This is a genomic window from Streptomyces venezuelae (assembly GCF_008642335.1).
Taxonomy (GTDB): Bacteria; Actinomycetota; Actinomycetes; order Streptomycetales; family Streptomycetaceae; genus Streptomyces; species Streptomyces venezuelae_F.
In genome coordinates this window covers 3,914,976-3,931,134 of the sequence record NZ_CP029191.1, presented here as the reverse complement: position 1 = coordinate 3,931,134, position 16,159 = coordinate 3,914,976, and the positions used below count along the sequence as shown (strand labels likewise).

The following is a 16,159-nucleotide window of genomic DNA, read 5'->3' as shown; positions in this document are numbered from 1 at the left end:
GCAATGACACTCTAAATGTGCTGCGACGTCGACCAGAATTCAGGTACACCAGCCCTTCCTGTTCCAGTCGGCTAAATGCTGACCTGACCTGGCGGGCGCGATTTCCCTGCTCCGATATGCGAACTGCGGCGTTGAGATTGCCTTTGGCTGAAGCCACGACCATATTAGTCCACGAGATATTGCTCGGGCCAGCAAGCAAAGGTATAGAGCTCGGTGCGGGGCGTCCTCCCTGTGATCTGCTTTGGGCCTCCATTAGTAGGATCAAATAGAGTTGAATGTTGATGCCTCGGGGGGCGCTTAGTCTAGAGATTGTAGGGTTTCCCGAATAGGAGTGTATGAATTCGCTCCGCACGGAAAAGCGGAGTTTGCTGCGCAGAGATCGGAGGTGGCTTGTTGCCAGATCGACCTGCGTGCGGAGGCCCTCGACCTGCTGAAGCCGAGTTGCGTACCGGTCTTGCGCTCGTGCCACCAGGGCCCCCACTTCTTGCGACCCTTTGGCCGCACGCCAATAGCGCTCTGACCTGCTGAGTGACTCGTACGGACTAGAAACTACATGCGGGCCAAAGGGTCTGTCCGTGGAACTGGGCAAACCCCGCTTCCGCAGGTCAAGGTGTGTCGGGACGCCAGCCGGGCGGCGTAATCGCCAAGGTCAGGCGTTCAGGTAAAGATGGCGGCCTCCCCGCAGCATCGGGAAGGCCGCCGCACCCAAACCAGTGGAGGGGAATAGGTGCTGCAAGAGAACGTAGGCGACCGGGAGCTGTCGGCTCAATCGCGTGCCGCTTGGTGGAGCCGGGTGAGGCCTGGTGTCGGCATCGCCGCCCTCGCGACGGCCATGTGTGGCTTCGTTGCGGTGGTGCCAGCGTCGGCGGGTCCTCTGAGCGTCTCACTGGGGCTTGTTGGAGTGCTGGTGGGTGCGCGACGATCCAGGCGTGATTAACCATCTGGCGATCTCGTCTGTAGCCGCCGTACGTGGAGCTTGTGGGCCATGTGTGGGCCAGGCGAGGCATGAGGGAAGATCAAGATGTCCCTGATCAGGGGAATCTCTAGCACCCCTTGGCGGTCTTGAAAACCGTCGTGGTTCACGCCACCGTGGGTTCAAATCCCACACCCACCGCCTGTGGTTCGGCGTGACTGCCGACCAGAAAGGGTGCCTCTTCAGAGAGGCACCCTTTTTTCATGTCCCCGCACGCGCGTGGCTCACGCGTGGCCCGTGAGGCGGGCCGCTGAGGCGATGGTCGAGAGGGCCTCGCGTTCGGTGAGGCCGACGCGGATCGCGGCGTCGGTGAGCTGGGGGGACAGGGTTTCGCCGATGCCGTTCTCGTAGGCGCGGCAGGCCGCCCAGAAGAGGCGGGTGTTGCGTTGGCCCTCGTGGGCGGCGAGCACGAACTGGACCAGGCCCTGGCCTCGTTGGTGCGGGGATGGTTCGGGGGACGCGTGGGTGCCGGGCGACGGCGCGGAGTGCGGGGGTGTGTGCCGTTGTGCGCGGCGCGAGAGGGTGAGCAGGCGCAGTAGGGCGGGCGGACAAGGGGCGGGCGGCAGGTGGGCCGTGCCGGGAACGGTGCTGTAGACGCCGTGTTCCGTACGGGAGCCGGGGCCCACCAGGTAGCCGCCGGCGCCCCTGATGTCGATGCCGGGAGCGAGTCGGCCGGCCGAGTTGGGGATCACGAGGTCAGGCGGGCCCGCCAGCCAGATGTGGCGTCCTCCGCTGGGCGTGATCACGACGACGGTGCCGGGGATCGTGAAGAGGTGGCGCAGCGCCAGTTCGCGCAGGGCCGCCGACGCGTCCGTACCGGACTTGGTGTCCAGGTCGATGCCGATCAGGTGGTGGGGCGGCAGCCCGCAGGCGATGCCGTATCCGGTGGCCCAGGGGGCCGCGGCGAAGAGCTCGCGGATGCGTCGCGGGTCCGCCGACGCGTCGTACACGCCATGTCCCAGGCGCCCGCATTCGCCGTGGCAGAGGGCCGTGGGGTGGGGGTCCTCGTGGTGGGGGGAGCGCAGGGCGGGAAGTTTGGAGCGCGAGAGCGGGAGCACCGCGAGCCCGCGCTCGGCGGCGGACAGAGCGTGGGCGAGCGCGAGGGTGGTGGCATGGCGGTCGGTGGTGGCCATGACTCCATGTTCGTACACGTGTTCGAAGAAGGGAAGGGGGAGCGATGGGGTCAGGGGCCGGAAAGGGGGGTTCCGGTAGGGCGGCGCCCCGGCGGACGGGGGCGGAGGTGGCTGTTGGCGGAACGCTTCTGCGCTTGCGGCGCCTGGGCTGAGCTGCGACGCGACTGCGGTCGGCGGAGGCCGTGGATCAGGCCGTGGGGCGCGCGGCGGGTTTATCGACATGTCATCACGCTTGCGGGCGAATCGCGGCTTCCGGGGTAGTTCGCCGGGGATTCGGTGGGCAACTCTGGACTCGCGACGTTGTGCAGCACTCCGAGGTGGTCGGCCAACCGCCCGGAAAACCGCCGTACTTCAGGTACGCCCGGCTCCGGCCGGCGCGGACCACCTGCTCTGGAGGAAAAGACATGGCAAGCATCCGTACCGCCCGCATCATCGCCGCCGCCGCTGCCGTGCCGCTGGCTGCCGCGCTCTTCTCGGGCGTCGCGTTGGCCGACAACGGCGCCTTCGCGAACAACGGATCGAACGCCGGTGTGGCGACCGTGAACGGAAGTGGCGTCGGTGACGACAACTCGGGCAACTCGTCCACCACGCAGCAGCAGGCCGTCGGCAACGGCGCGTCCAACCAGAACAACAGCGCTCAGGTGAACGGCTCCGCGTTCACGGCGATCGACCAGTCGAACGAGAACGTCGCCGTCAACTTCGCCCAGCTCTGGTGAGCCGGCAGCCCTGGGAGGCGATCGGGACGGCTCCCAGGGCGGTGCATCAGTGAACCGTGGGGTGTGACGCTCCCTGTGCGGCGGTGCTTCGGCGCCGCCGCACAGGTGTGTGCAGGGGCGTTCGTCTCTTGACATCGGCACCGTATCTGACGGACAGTCAGAAACCCTTGTCGTACGAGACGGAGAGGCCGCCCCCGTGCACCTCGCCCCCACCGAACGCCAACGCCGGCTCCGCGTCGACCTGCGCACGTACTTCCGGGACGTGATGCCCGACGGGCCGCCCGACGGCACGGACGCCGAGGGCCAGCGGCAGCTGCTGCGACGCATCGGTGCCGACGGCATGCTGGGGCTCGGCTGGCCCGTCGAGTACGGCGGACAAGGGCGCGGCGCCGACGAGCAGTTCGTGTTCTTCGACGAGGCCTACCGCGCCGGCGCCCCCGTCTCCATGGTCACCCTGAACACCGTCGGGCCGACCCTCATGAAGTACGGGACCGAGGAGCAGAAGGCCGCCTTCCTGCCCCGCATCCTCAGCGGCGAATTCGTCTTCGCGATCGGCTACAGCGAGCCCTCGGCCGGCACCGACCTGGCCGCACTGCGGACCAGAGCCGTGCGCGACGGCGACGAGTGGGTCATCGACGGTCAGAAGATCTTCACCTCGAACGCGCAGAACGCCGACTGGATCTGGCTGGCCTGCCGCACCGACCCCGACGCCCCCAAACACCAGGGCATCTCCATCCTCCTCGTCCCGACCGACGCCCCCGGTTTCTCCTGGACCCCGATCGACACGGTGGGAGGTCTGACGACGACGGCGACGTACTACGACGGGATCCGCGTACCGGCCGCGAACCTCGTCGGCGAGGAGAACGGCGGCTGGGGTCTCATCACCAACCAGCTCAACCACGAGCGGGTGGCGCTCGCCGCCATCGGCATGCAGGCCGAGGACTTCTACGCGGCGGTACTCGACCGGGCGCGTACACCCGATCCGGTGACTCGTGAGCGCCGCGTTGACACCTCTTGGGTGCGATTTCGACTGGCCGAAGTGCATGCCCGGCTCGCGGCATCACGCCTGCTCAACTGGCGTTTGGTGGGCGACGTGGGGGCGGGTCGGCTGGCCCCGGGGGACGCGAGCGGCGTGAAGTTCATGGGAACGGAATCGGCGGTCGAGTCGTATCGCATGTGTCAGGAGATCGCGGGCGAGGCGGGGCTCGTGCGGGCGGGTTCGCCGGGCGGTTTCGGGGACGGCGAGCTGGAGCGGATGAACAGGGCCGCGCAGATCAACACGTTCGGGGGCGGGGTGAGCGAGGTGCAGCGCGAGATCGTCGCGACGATGCGGCTCGGCATGCGGAGGGGGCGGCGGTGACGGGGGCAGCGGTGGAGAAGGCAGCGGGCGAGGGGGCAGCGGTCGAGGGGGTGGTGCAGGCCGTGGTGCGGGACATCGCGTACGAGGAGTTGCGGGCGTTCGAGGGCAGGGCCGCAGCGGAGGCGGGCCGCGGCAAGGACCCCGTCAACGCGCCCATGATCAGGCACTGGTGCGAGGCGATGGGCGATACCAGTCATGCCTACGCGGGGGCGGACCCGGTGGCGCCCGCGACGATGCTGCAGGTCTGGACGATGGGCGGCCTCTCCGGCCACGACGGCCGTTCGTCGGCGTACGACGAGTTGTTGGCCCTGCTCGACGGTGCCGGGTACACCTCGGTGGTCGCCACGGACTGCGAGCAGGAGTACGTGCGGGAGCTGCGGCCGGGCGACGAGATCACGTTCGACGCGGTGATCGAGTCGGTGTCGGAGCGCAAGACGACCAAGCTGGGGACCGGGCACTTCGTCACGACCCGGATGGACATCCACGCGGGGGGTGCGCTCGCGGGGACACATCGCTTCCGCATCCTCAAGTACGCCCCGGCGCAGCGGAAGCGGGGACCGCAGGTGGAAGTGCTGCCGGAATCGAAGGCCAAGCGTCCCCGTCCTGTCGTCAACCGCGACAACGCGGGGTTCTGGGAGGGCGTCGCCGGGCACCGGCTGCTGATCCAGCGCTGCGGCGGCTGCGGCACGCCGCGCTTCCCCTGGCTGCCCGGCTGCAACGCGTGCGGTTCGCCCGAGTGGGACACGGTCGAGGCGAGCGGTGAGGGCACGGTCTATTCGTACGTGGTGATGCACCACCCGCCCTTCCCCGCGTTCGACCCTCCCTACGCCGTGGGGCTCGTCGAGCTGGCGGAGGGCGTCCGGATCGTCAGCAACATCGTGGGGGTGCCGTACGACAAGGTGCGGATAGGGATGCCCGTGCGGCTCGAGTTCCTGCGGGTGGACGCGGACGTGGAGCTGCCGGTGTTCCGGGCCGACGCGGGCGGCGTGGGCGAGGCGGGCGGCGCGGCTGGCGCGGGTGGTACGGCTGGCGCAGGTGGCGCCGGAGACGCGGGAGGTGGGGGCTGACATGGACTTCACGCCCACGGAGGAGCAGGCCGCGGCGCGCGACCTCGCCGCGGAGATCTTCGCCGACCTGGCCACACCGGAGCGGCTCGCGGCGGCGGGCACCGGTTCGGACGCCGAGCTGTGGAAGGCGTTGTGCGCGGCCGGGCTGCCGGGCGCGGTGGAGGACATCGGGCTGCTCGGGCTCGTGCTGCTCCTGGAGGAGCAGGGGCGGGTGACGGCGCAGGTGCCGTTCGCCGCGAGCTGCGTCTATGGGGTGCTGGCGGTCGCCGCGCACGGGACGGCGGAACAGCGGGACCGGTTGCTGCCCGCCCTCCGGCAGGGGAGCGCGGTCGCGACGGGGGCGTTTCCGGCGCGGGGCGGTGTGACGGCGTCGGTGATCGGGACAACGATGGCGGCGGACGGGATAACGGCGTCTGCGGGCGGGACGACGATGGCGGTGGACGGGATAACGGCGTCTGCGGGCGGGACGACGATGGCGGCGGACGGGATAACGGCGTCTGCGGGCGGGGCGACGGCGTCGGTGGACGGGACAGCGGCGTCGGCGGCCGGGGCGTTATCGGTGGGCGAAGTGACGTCGGAGGTCGGCGCGTCATCGGTGGACGGGGTGACGTCGGCGGCCGGGGCGTCGTCGGTGGACGGGGTGCTGAGCGGCACCGTGGCGTGGGTGCCGTGGCTTCGGGACGCCTCGGTCGTCCTCGTGGCGGCGCGAGACCACACCCTGTGGCTGGTGCGGGTCGCCGACGCGCAGGTGGAGCCCGTGGAGCTGACCGCGCCCTGGGCGGCGGGGAGGCTCGTCCTCGACGGCACGCCCGGGGAGCGTCTGGGGGGTCCGGGGGGTCTGGAGGGTCCGGGCCGCCCCGGGGCCTACGACGGCGTGCTGGCGGACGCGCGGACCGCGTTCGCCGGGCTGCAGGCCGGCGTCTGCGCGGGATCGCTGGCCCGTGCGGTGGCCCACACGAACGAGCGGGAACAGTTCGGCCGCCCCCTCGCCGCGAAACAGGCCGTGCAGCTCCGCGCCGCCGACGCCTACATGGACACGGAGGCGATACGCGTCACGGCCTACGAAGCAGCGTGGCGCAGGGACACGGGCCTGCCGTACGACACGCACGCCCTCACCGCCGCGTGGTGGGCGTCGGAGGCGGGCAAGCGCGTCGTCCACGCGGGCCAGCACCTGCACGGCGGCGCGGGAGCCGACCTCGACCATCCGGTGCACCGGCACTTCCTGTGGGGGCGGCAGCTGGACGCGTATCTGGGGTGCGGCAGCGAAGTGCTGGAGGAGCTGGGCGAGTTGATCGCGGCGCAGGACAACAGCGCAAGGGGGGACGTATGACGAAGACGGCACAAGGTGACGTACTGGCTCCGCTGGAGATCCCGATCACCCGCACCCTGATCGTGTCCGGGGCCATCGCGTCCCGGGACTACCAGGACGTGCACCACGACGCGGAGCTCGCGCGGGCCAAGGGCTCCCCCGACATCTTCATGAACATCCTGACGACGAACGGCCTGGTCGGGCGGTACATCACGGACCACTTCGGCCCGACGGCCGTGCTGCGCAAGGTGGCGATACGGCTCGGGGCGCCCAACTACCCCGGCGACACGATGGTGTTGCGCGGAACCGTCGAGCAGCTCGATCCCTCCCCCGAAGGGGCGACGGCCGTGGTCAGGGTCGTCGGGGCCAACGACATCGGCAACCACGTCACCGGCACGGTCACGGTGACCGTCCCCGCACGAGGCCCCGCAGGAGGCCCCGCATGAGCGTCCGTTCGCGCGACCGCCTCGGCGGCAGGGCCGCGATCGTCGGCATAGGGGCGACGGAGTTCTCCAAGGACTCGGGCCGCAGCGAGCTCAAACTGGCCGTGGAGGCGGTCGGCGCGGCGCTGGACGACGCCGGGCTGACCCCGGACGACGTCGACGGCATGGTCACCTTCACCATGGACACCAACCCGGAGATCACGGTCGCCCAGGCGGCCGGCGTAGGAGAGCTGTCCTTCTTCTCCCGCATCCACTACGGCGGGGGCGCGGCCTGCGCCACCGTCCAGCAGGCAGCCCTGGCCGTGGCGACCGGGGTGGCCGAAGTCGTCGTCTGCTACCGCGCGTTCAACGAACGCTCCGGGCGCAGATTCGGCTCGGGAGTGCAGCGGCGCGAACCCTCCGCCGAGGGCGCCGCGCTCGGCTGGGCCCTGCCGTTCGGCTTGCTGACGCCCGCCTCCTGGGTGGCGATGGCGGCCCAGCGCTATCTGCACGCGTACGGCCTGACACCGGAGGTGTTCGGGCACGTGGCCGTCATGGACCGGAAGTACGCGGCCACCAATCCCGCGGCGTACTTCCACGGCAACCCGATCACGCTGGAGGACCATGCCGCGTCCCGCTGGATCGTCGAACCCCTGCGGCTCCTGGACTGCTGCCAGGAGACGGACGGCGCCCAGGCGATCGTCGTCACGAGTGCGGAGCGGGCCCGCGACCTCCGGCACCCGCCGGCCGTGATCGCCGCGGCGGCCCAGGGCGCCGGCCGGGCGCAGGAGCAGATGACCAGCTTCTACCGCGACGATCTGCGGGGGCTGCCGGAGATGGGGGTGGTGGCGAAGCAGTTGTGGCGTACGTCGGGTCTCGCCCCCTCGGACATCGACGTGGGGATCCTCTACGACCACTTCACCCCGTTCGTGCTGATGCAACTGGAGGAGTTCGGGTTCTGCGGGCCGGGTGAGGCCGCGGATTTCGTGGCCGCGGCGAGGCTGCCGCTGAACACGCACGGCGGACAGCTGGGAGAGGCCTACCTCCACGGGATGAACGGCATAGCGGAAGCGGTCCGTCAGGTGCGCGGCACCTCCGTGAACCAGATACCGGGCGCCGCGCGGACACTGGTCACCGCGGGCACGGGGGTCCCCACATCGGGGCTGATTCTGGGGTCGGACGGCTGAACGCGGCGCGTGTCCCGGCGGCGGGGCGGGCCGGCGGGCTTTCACTCGCCGTATGCGTATCCGGAAGATGATCATTGGATTCGTCCTCGTCCTGACGGCCCTGAGCATGGACCTGACCGCGTCACCACCGGGCGCGGCCGCACCGGCCACCCCGGGAGGACAGCCAGACCGCGCCACCGCGCCCGACCGCTCCACCCCACGCGCGGCCGCAGAGGTGACGACCTTCCGCGGGTGGGCCTTCGACACCTGCCTCACCCAGTCCACCGACACGATGCGCCGCTGGCGCGACTCCAAGTACCGCGCCGTCGGCGTGTACTACGGGGGCCGCGGCCGGGCCTGCAAGCGGCAGCCGCATCTGAACCACGCCTGGATGCGCGCCGTGAAGGAGATGGGCTGGCGGGTCCTCCCGGTGTACGTCGGGTCGCAGCCGCCGTGCGTCATCGCCAAGAACAAGAAGCACGTCCGTATCGGGAAGCACCCCTGGGAGCAGGGGAAGAAGGAGGGAAGCGACGCGGTACGCGCGGCGAAGGCCATCGGCGTCCGGCAGCACAGCCCGCTCTACCTGGACATGGAGGCGTACACCTACCGGAAGAAGGGATGCGCGGCGACGACGCTCTCCTTCGTCAGGTCCTGGGACCGCGAGGTGCGCCGGCTCGGATACGTCCCCGGGTTCTACAGCAGCGCCGACTCCGGGGTCCGGCACATGGAGGCGGCACGGCGTGCGGGCGTACGGGACCTGCCGTCGGTGATGTGGTTCGCGCGCTGGCACACCAAGCCCGACCTCTACCGGGAGCCCGCGCTGGCGAGTGACGCGTGGCGTCCGGCACGGCGTATCCACCAGTACGCGGGAAACAAGAAGGAGAAGCACGGCGGGCGCACGCTGGTCATCGACCGCAACCTGATGCACGCTCCCGTGGCGCGAGTCGGCTAGGGCGTGTGCCGGGTGCCGTTGGTGCGGGGTGGCTCAGGGCGGTTCTCAGGGGTGAACCCTCAGGGGTCACCCCCGCTCCTCCACCTGTAGGAGGTGGAGCCAGCCCCACTCGTACAACCTGAGGCGGACACGGCTTCGGGACCTGCGGCCGATCCGTAGAAGTAGGGGGCGCTTCTAGCGTGGAGCCATGACCGCATCCATGGTGACCGTGTGCACCAGCGCATCGAATGCCGCGACGCGGGGCACGGGGCCGACGAGGGCCGCCGGGCCCTCCGCGTACCCGTCGTTCGCGTCCTACGTACGGGCACGCCAGCCCGTACTGCTGCGCACCGCCCGCTCGCTGACCGCGAACCCGAGCGATGCCGAGGACCTGCTGCAGACCGCGCTCACCAAGACTTACGTGGCGTGGGACCGGATCGAGGACCACCGGGCGCTCGACGGCTATGTGCGCCGCGCCCTGCTGAACACGCGCACGTCACAGTGGCGCAAGCGGAAGGTCGACGAGTTCGCGTGCGACGAGCTGCCGGAGCCGGAGGTGACGCCGGCGGGGGACCCGGCCGAGCAGCAGGTGCTCCGCGACGCGATGTGGCGCGCGATCATGAAGCTGCCGGCGCGGCAGCGGGCGATGGTCGTCCTCAGGTATTACGAGGACCTGAGCGAGGCGCAGACCGCCGAGGTGCTCGGGGTGTCCATCGGCACCGTCAAGAGCGCGGTGTCGCGCGCGCTCGGCAAGCTCCGCGAGGACCCGGAGCTGACGCAGGCCCGCTGAGCGCGGCCATGGGAACGGCTGACGATGATCGATCATCCCCTGGACTAGTGACATACCGCGCGGTATGCGCGCAGAATCAGCGCAGCCCCCTTACTGCCGCGTAGGCGATGTCCAGGCGATGTCGCATCAGGAGGACGCCGTGCTGAGCACCATGCAGGACGTACCGCTGACCGTCACCCGCATCCTCCGGCACGGCATGACCGTGCACGGGACGTCGCAGGTCACGACCTGGACCGGCGAGGGTGAGCCGCAGCGGCGCTCCTACCGCGAGATCGGTGAGCGCACGGCACAGCTCGCGCACGCCCTGCGCGAGGACCTCGGCGTCACGGACGACGAGCGCGTCGCGACCTTCATGTGGAACAACGCCGAGCACGTCGAGGCCTACTACGCCGTGCCCTGTATGGGCGCCATACTGCACACCCTCAACCTGCGGCTGCCCGCGGACCAGCTGGTGTGGATCGTCAACCACGCCGCCGACCGCGTCATCATCGTCAACGGCTCCCTCCTCGGCCTGCTCGCGCCGCTACTGCCGCAGCTGCCGAGCGTGGAGCACCTGGTGGTCTCGGGCCCCGGCGACCGTTCGCTCCTTGCGGGGGCGCACGCGCAGGTGCACGAGTACGAGGAGCTGCTCGCGGGCAAGCCCACCGCGTACGACTGGCCCGAGCTCGACGAGCGCACCGCGGCCGCCATGTGCTACACCTCCGGCACCACCGGCGACCCCAAGGGCGTCGTCTACTCCCACCGCTCCATCTACCTGCACTCCATGCAGGTCAACATGGCCCAGTCGATGGGACTCACGGACGCCGACACGTCACTCGTCGTCGTCCCGCAGTTCCACGTCAACGCGTGGGGGCTGCCGCACGCCACCCTCATGACCGGCGTGAACATGCTGATGCCGGACCGCTTCCTGCAGCCCGCGCCGCTCGCCGAGATGATCGAGAAGGAGCGGCCCACACACGCGGCCGCCGTCCCCACCATCTGGCAGGGCCTGCTCGCCGAGCTCACCGCGAAGCCGCGCAACGTCAGCTCCCTCGGCCAGGTCACCATCGGCGGCTCCGCCTGCCCGCCCTCCCTCATGGAGGCCTTCGACAAGCTCGGCATGCGCGTCTGCCACGCCTGGGGCATGACGGAGACGTCCCCGCTCGGCACGGTCGCCCGCCCGCCGGCCCACGCCGCGGGCACCGAGGAGGAGTTCGGCTACCGGCTCACGCAGGGCCGCTTCCCCGCCTCCGTCGAGGCCCGCCTGGTCGGGCCCGGCGGCGAACACCTGCCGTGGGACGGTACGTCGGCCGGTGAGCTGGAGGTGCGCGGTCCCTGGATCGCGGGCGCCTACTACGGCGGCGCGGGTGGCGACGTCCTGCGCCCCGAGGACAAGTTCAGCGACGACGGCTGGCTGAAGACGGGTGACGTCGGCGTCATCACCGCCGACGGGTTCCTGACGCTCACCGACCGCGCCAAGGACGTCATCAAGTCGGGCGGCGAGTGGATCTCCTCCGTCGAGCTGGAGAACGCCCTGATGTCCCACCCGGACGTCGCCGAGGCCGCGGTCGTCGCCGTGCCCGACGACAGGTGGGGCGAGCGCCCCCTCGCCACCGTGGTGCTGCGCGAGGGCGCGACGGCCGAATACGCGTCCCTCCGCGACTTCCTCGCAGGCCGTATCGCCAAGTGGCAGCTCCCGGAGCGCTGGGCGTTCATTCCGGCGGTCCCGAAGACCAGCGTCGGCAAGTTCGACAAGAAGGTCCTGCGCAGGCAGTACGCCGACGGGGAACTGGACGTCACGAAGCTCTGACGCGCTTCGTACGTACTCAGTTCGTGCCGATCTTCGCCAGCAGGTCCACGATCCGGCCCTGAACCTCCGCGCTCGTGGACCGCTCCGCCAGGAACAGGACGGTCTCGCCCGCGGCGAGCTTGGGGAGCTCGGTCTCGTCGACGGCGGCTGTGTAGACGACCAGCGGTGTGCGGTTCAACTGGCCGTTGGCGCGCAGCCAGTCGACGATTCCGGCCCTGCGGCGTCGTACCTGCAGCAGGTCCATCACCACGAGGTTCGGCCGCATCTGCGCCGCGAGCGTCACCGCGTCCGCGTCGCTCTCGGCCCGCGCGACCTGCATGCCGCGCCGCTCCAGCGTGGCCGTCAGGGCGAGCGCGATCTCCTCGTGCTCCTCGATGAGCAGGACGCGCGAAGGGTGCTGCTCGCTGTCGCGCGGCGCCAGGGCCTTCAGGAGTACGGCGGGATCGGCGCCGTACGCCGCCTCGCGCGTCGCCTGCCCGAGCCCCGCCGTCACGAGGACGGGCACCTCGGCGGCCACGGCGGCCTGCCGCAGCGACTGGAGCGCCGTGCGCGTGATCGGCCCGGTCAGCGGGTCCACGAAGAGCGCCGCGGGGAACGCCGCGATCTGCGCGTCGACCTCCTCGCGGGAGTGGACGATCACGGGGCGGTAGCCGCGGTCGCTCAGCGCCTGCTGCGTGGTGACGTCCGGCGCGGGCCACACCAGGAGGCGGCGCGGGTTGTCCAGCGGCTCGGGCGGCAGTTCGTCGTCCATGGGCTGGGGCTGCGGCCGGTTCGCGACCTCCACGGCGCCGCCGGGCCCGTCGAGCGGCTCGGGACCCTCGTCCGCGTCCTCGTCCGGGGCGCCGATCGCGTACGAACGTCCCGCGCCCTCGGAGGCCGACGCCGACGCGATGCGCGACTGCGGGTGCTGCGCCGGAGCAGCCGACGGCGACGGGGACGGCTGGGGCTGCGGTTGGGGCTGGGGGTGCGGGCGTGCCGAGGCCTCGGGGCGCTCGTCGGCCGCGGGGTCGGGCGGCGTGGACAGCCTGCGCCTGCGGCCGGAGCCGCCGAGGGTCTGCGACTGCGACTGTGGGGCGGCGGGGCCAGGGGCAGGGCCGGTTGCGGGTGCTTCAGGTGCCGGCATCGGTCCTGCCGTGGCGGCCGCCGGGGGCTGCGGGGCCTGCGGCGCGTGCGGGGGCTGCGGTGACTGGGGGATGCGGGGGGCTCGGGGCGGCTGCTGTCCGTGCTGCTGCCCCTGCTGTCCCTGTTGCCCCTGCGACGGTTGTTGCGGCTGTTGCGGCTGTTGCGGTCGGCCCTGGCCGGGAATGGTGGCAGCGCCCTGCGGCGCCCCCTGCTGCGGGCCCGCCTGCTGCTCGGCGATCTGCTGGCCGAACGGCACGCCCTGCCCGAGCGTACGCACGCTGATGGCGCGCCCCTGCGTCGAGTTGGGGTCACCCGGCGCGGCCTCGGCGGGCAGCGGCTGGGCCGCCCGTGCCTGCGCACCGCGCTCGGGCGGGAGCGCCGTGCCCCGGCCGGGCGTCGGGACGCCGTGTGCGGGAGTACCGGCGGAGTGCGAGGTGCCCTGCGCGGGCACGCCACCGGGCGGAGTCGTGCCTTCGGGCCACGGCTGCGGCGCGGGAGCGGGTGCGGGCAGCGGGCCGGACTCGGCGTCCCGGCCACCCTGCCGCGGGTTCCGCGGGCCCTGGGCGGGCGGAGCCTGGCGGGAGCGGTGGCCCGTCGGGGCCTGCGTCGGATGCGGCTGCGGCGGGGTGTGGTCGTCTTCGCCGCGTACGGCGTTGACGTGCTGCCCGGTGTCGCCCGGTACGCCACCGCCCTGCACACCACCGCCCGGTACGCCACCGCCCTGCGCGCCGCCACCCTGGACGGCCCCGCTCTCCTGACCCGCGTACTGCTGACCGGTGTACTCCTGGCCGGCGTACTCCTGGCCCGGGGCGCGGTCGGCCGTGGCGGGCGGCAGCGCGAAGACGCGTCCGTTGTTCGCCTCCTCGGCCGCGGCACGCTCCTTGGCGGCGGCCAGCGCGCGCCGCGCACGACGCCCCGTGGGCTTCCCCGCGCCCTCGCCCTGCCCGGCACCGGGCGTCTCCGCGGGGCCCGAGGCCAGTGCGGGCAGCGCGTGCTGCTCGCCGACGCGCCGGGCGCGCCGTCCCGTCGCCCCGCTGGGCACGGGCACGCCCTGCGGCGGCACCGTCTCGCCCAACGCGGCGGATCCGGCCGCGTGTTCCGCCGCCGTCATCACGGCGCCCTCGGCCGCGCTCGGCCGACCGCGCCGCCGCCCCGTACCGCCACCAGAGGCCTCCGGCGACGGAGACGGCGACGGAGACGGAGCTTGGGCCGTCACCCCGGGTCCGCCCATCCGCGGACCCACGAGATCCGTGGCCACGGACCCGCCGGGGCTCTCCGGAGAGGCCTCCGCCGCACGCCGCCCCCGACGCCGCCCGGTCCCGCTCGGCGCGACACCTTCACCGGCACCGGCTTCACCAGCTACCGCCGGACCGGCCTCCGAGCCCGTAGCTCCCGCGCCCTCGCCCGCGCCCCCGCCCGCACTCGCGCTCTCCAGGAAGGAGTCCGTCGAGGAACGCCGAGCCCGCCGACGCCCACCACCGGCACCGGCACCCGCACCCGCACCCGAGGGACCGGACGCCTGAGCAGGCACCACGACCGAACCGCTGCCACCCTCCGCGGAGCCGTCGGGAACCGCCCCGATCGGCACCTCCAGCACATACGCACTGCCGCCCATGCCCGGCACCTCGTGCGTCTGCAGCACGCCTCCGTGCGCCCGCACGATGCCCCGCACGATCGGCTCGTGCACCGGGTCCCCGCCGGCGAACGGCCCCCGCACCTCGATGCGGACGACCTCGCCGCGCTGGGCGGCGGCGACGACGATCGTCGAGTCCACATAGCCGCCGGAGACGCCCGCGCCGACGTCCGAGCGCGCGTTGCCGGTCGCGTCGATGCCCGCCACGTCCGCGACGAGGTGGGCGAGGGCCGTGGCGAGCCGTCCCGCGTCGGCGACGAGCTCGATCGGCGGCGCGTGCACCGCGAACTGGGCGCGCCCGGGCCCGATCAGCTCGACCGCGCCCTCCACACCGGCGGCGACGACCGCGTCGAGCAGCACCGGCGTACGGGAGAGCTGTTCGTCGCCCGCGTCGAGACGCTGGTAGCCGAGGACGTTGTCGACGAGCGTGGTCATCCGGGCGTACCCGGCGGAGAGGTGGTGCAGGACCTGGTTGGCCTCGGGCCACAGCTGGCCCGCGTCGTCGGAGGCGAGCGCGTTCAGCTCGCGGCGCAGCTCGTCCAGGGGCCCGCGCAGCGACGAGCCGAGGACGGCGAGCAGCTGCTCGTGCCGCGCGGCCAGTGTTTCGTAGCGCGCCTTCTCGCGTTCGGCGAGCTCTTCGAAGCGGTCCTTCTCGCGCTCGGCGAGCGCCGCGTACCGCTCCTGTTCGGCGGCGAGCTCCTCGGCCCGCTGCTCCTCCGCGGCCTTGATCTCGGCGGCGCGCTCCTCGGCGGCGGTGGTGAGCTCCTCCGCGTGCCGGGCGAGGGCCGCCTCGTACTTCTCGTTCAGCTCGTCGTAGGGCCTGCGGTCGGTGAAGGTCATGACCGCGCCGACGAGCTGGTCGCCGTCGCGTACCGGCGACGTCGTCAGGTCGACGGGGACCTTGGCGCCGCTCTTGGACCACAGGACCTGCCCGCGCACCCGGTGCTTGCGCCCGGAGCGCAGGGTGTCGGCGAGCGGGGACTCTTCGTACGGGAACGGCTCGCCGTCGGCGCGCGAGTGCAGGACCAGCGGGTGCAGTTCCTGCCCGCCGAGGTCGCTCGCCCGGAAGCCCAGTATCTGGGCGGCGGCCGGGTTGACGAGCACGACGCGTCCGTCGGTGTCCGTGCCGACGACGCCCTCGGCCGCGGCCCGCAGGATCATCTCGGTCTGCCGCTGCGAACGCGCCAGTTCGGCCTCGGTGTCCACGGTGCCCGAAAGGTCGCGTACGACGAGCATGAGCAGTTCGTCGCCCGTGTACCCGTGCTGGTCGTAGGCGTTCCTGCTGTCCTCCAGCGGGGAGCTCGTGACCTCGACGGGGAACTCGATGCCGTCCGTGCGCCGGGCGATCATCCGGGTCGGCTTGGTGCGGCCGCGCTCGTCGATGGTGTCCGGGCGTCGCATGGAGCCGGGGATGAGCCGGGAGTCGAACTGCGGCAGCAGATCGAGCAGACCGCGCCCCACGAGCGCGGTGCCGGGTGCCTCGAACGCCTCAAGGGCGATGGCGTTGGCGTTCACGACCGTGCCGTTGGCGTTGACGAGGACGAGCGCGTCAGGGAGCGCGTCGAGTATGGCTGCGAGGCGAGCAGCGCCTCGGGATGGCCTGCTGCTCACGACGACGCTTCCTCCCTGGTTACCGCTGCTTGCCGACTCGCTCAGGCCATTTTGCCCCTCGGCCCGTGGCGTGTCACGGGAGGGAGTCTACGGGGAGTGGTTGTGGGCGCGACGCCGGATGAGAGGGAGGTCGCACG

Annotated in this window: 11 protein-coding genes; 9 read left to right on the top strand and 2 right to left on the bottom strand. The window is 71.8% G+C overall.

Going from position 1 to position 16,159, the window contains the following annotated elements:
• Nucleotides 1–1,197 precede the first annotated feature (1,197 nt).
• A complete protein-coding gene (locus tag DEJ49_RS17660; RefSeq protein WP_150185009.1) occupies nt 1,198–2,106 on the bottom strand; it encodes a bifunctional DNA primase/polymerase in 909 nt (302 codons plus the stop codon).
• 404 nt (nt 2,107–2,510) lie between these two features.
• On the opposite strand from DEJ49_RS17660, the gene DEJ49_RS17655 reads away from it, so the two are divergent.
• The 9 genes from DEJ49_RS17655 to DEJ49_RS17615 all read left to right on the top strand — a co-directional run bounded on the left by DEJ49_RS17655 (nt 2,511) and on the right by DEJ49_RS17615 (nt 11,656).
• Nucleotides 2,511–2,822, top strand: a complete 312-nt coding sequence (locus DEJ49_RS17655; protein WP_150185008.1) for a hypothetical protein — start codon at nt 2,511–2,513, stop codon at nt 2,820–2,822.
• A 196-nt stretch (nt 2,823–3,018) separates the two neighbouring features.
• Nucleotides 3,019–4,182 (top strand): acyl-CoA dehydrogenase family protein, encoded by a 1,164-nt coding sequence (locus DEJ49_RS17650; protein ID WP_150185007.1) that lies wholly within the window; start codon nt 3,019–3,021, stop codon nt 4,180–4,182.
• 62 nt (nt 4,183–4,244) lie between these two features.
• The gene (locus DEJ49_RS17645) at nt 4,245–5,249 is read left to right on the top strand and encodes a bifunctional MaoC family dehydratase N-terminal/OB-fold nucleic acid binding domain-containing protein (RefSeq protein ID WP_411757238.1); all 1,005 of its coding nucleotides are present in this window, start codon (nt 4,245–4,247) and stop codon (nt 5,247–5,249) included.
• 1 nt (nt 5,250) lies between these two features.
• Nucleotides 5,251–6,579 carry an acyl-CoA dehydrogenase family protein gene (locus DEJ49_RS17640; protein ID WP_150185005.1) on the top strand — a complete coding sequence of 443 codons (1,329 nt, stop codon included), beginning with the start codon at nt 5,251–5,253 and terminating at the stop codon, nt 6,577–6,579.
• A complete protein-coding gene (locus DEJ49_RS17635) occupies nt 6,576–7,004 on the top strand; it encodes a MaoC/PaaZ C-terminal domain-containing protein (RefSeq protein WP_150185004.1) in 429 nt (142 codons plus the stop codon). Before DEJ49_RS17640 ends, DEJ49_RS17635 begins: the two co-directional genes overlap by 4 nt.
• Nucleotides 7,001–8,167 carry a lipid-transfer protein gene (locus tag DEJ49_RS17630; RefSeq protein ID WP_150185003.1) on the top strand — a complete coding sequence of 389 codons (1,167 nt, stop codon included), beginning with the start codon at nt 7,001–7,003 and terminating at the stop codon, nt 8,165–8,167. Before DEJ49_RS17635 ends, DEJ49_RS17630 begins: the two co-directional genes overlap by 4 nt.
• Nucleotides 8,168–8,219: 52 nt before the next feature.
• Nucleotides 8,220–9,098 (top strand): DUF1906 domain-containing protein, encoded by an 879-nt coding sequence (locus DEJ49_RS17625; RefSeq protein ID WP_223832879.1) that lies wholly within the window; start codon nt 8,220–8,222, stop codon nt 9,096–9,098.
• 187 nt (nt 9,099–9,285) lie between these two features.
• On the top strand, nt 9,286–9,867 hold the full coding sequence (locus DEJ49_RS17620) for a SigE family RNA polymerase sigma factor (protein WP_411757171.1): 582 nt from the start codon (nt 9,286–9,288) through the stop codon (nt 9,865–9,867).
• Nucleotides 9,868–9,985: 118 nt separating this feature from the next.
• Nucleotides 9,986–11,656 (top strand): long-chain fatty acid--CoA ligase, encoded by a 1,671-nt coding sequence (locus DEJ49_RS17615; RefSeq protein ID WP_150185002.1) that lies wholly within the window; start codon nt 9,986–9,988, stop codon nt 11,654–11,656.
• Between the two features lie 16 nt (nt 11,657–11,672).
• On the opposite strand, the gene DEJ49_RS17610 is transcribed toward DEJ49_RS17615, so the two are convergent.
• The gene (locus tag DEJ49_RS17610) at nt 11,673–16,022 is read right to left on the bottom strand and encodes a PAS domain-containing protein (RefSeq protein WP_150185001.1); all 4,350 of its coding nucleotides are present in this window, start codon (nt 16,020–16,022) and stop codon (nt 11,673–11,675) included.
• Nucleotides 16,023–16,159: the final 137 nt, after the last annotated feature.

Bases quoted from the DNA above. Each gene is read 5' to 3' on its own strand.
- DEJ49_RS17660 (WP_150185009.1), bottom strand. From the start codon at position 2,106: ATGGCCACCACCGACCGCCATGCCACCACCCTCGCGCTCGCCCACGCT.
- DEJ49_RS17655 (WP_150185008.1), top strand. From the start codon at position 2,511: ATGGCAAGCATCCGTACCGCCCGCATCATCGCCGCCGCCGCTGCCGTG.
- DEJ49_RS17640 (WP_150185005.1), top strand. From the start codon at position 5,251: ATGGACTTCACGCCCACGGAGGAGCAGGCCGCGGCGCGCGACCTCGCC.
- DEJ49_RS17635 (WP_150185004.1), top strand. From the start codon at position 6,576: ATGACGAAGACGGCACAAGGTGACGTACTGGCTCCGCTGGAGATCCCG.
- DEJ49_RS17630 (WP_150185003.1), top strand. From the start codon at position 7,001: ATGAGCGTCCGTTCGCGCGACCGCCTCGGCGGCAGGGCCGCGATCGTC.
- DEJ49_RS17625 (WP_223832879.1), top strand. From the start codon at position 8,220: ATGCGTATCCGGAAGATGATCATTGGATTCGTCCTCGTCCTGACGGCC.
- DEJ49_RS17620 (WP_411757171.1), top strand. From the start codon at position 9,286: ATGACCGCATCCATGGTGACCGTGTGCACCAGCGCATCGAATGCCGCG.
- DEJ49_RS17615 (WP_150185002.1), top strand. From the start codon at position 9,986: ATGTCGCATCAGGAGGACGCCGTGCTGAGCACCATGCAGGACGTACCG.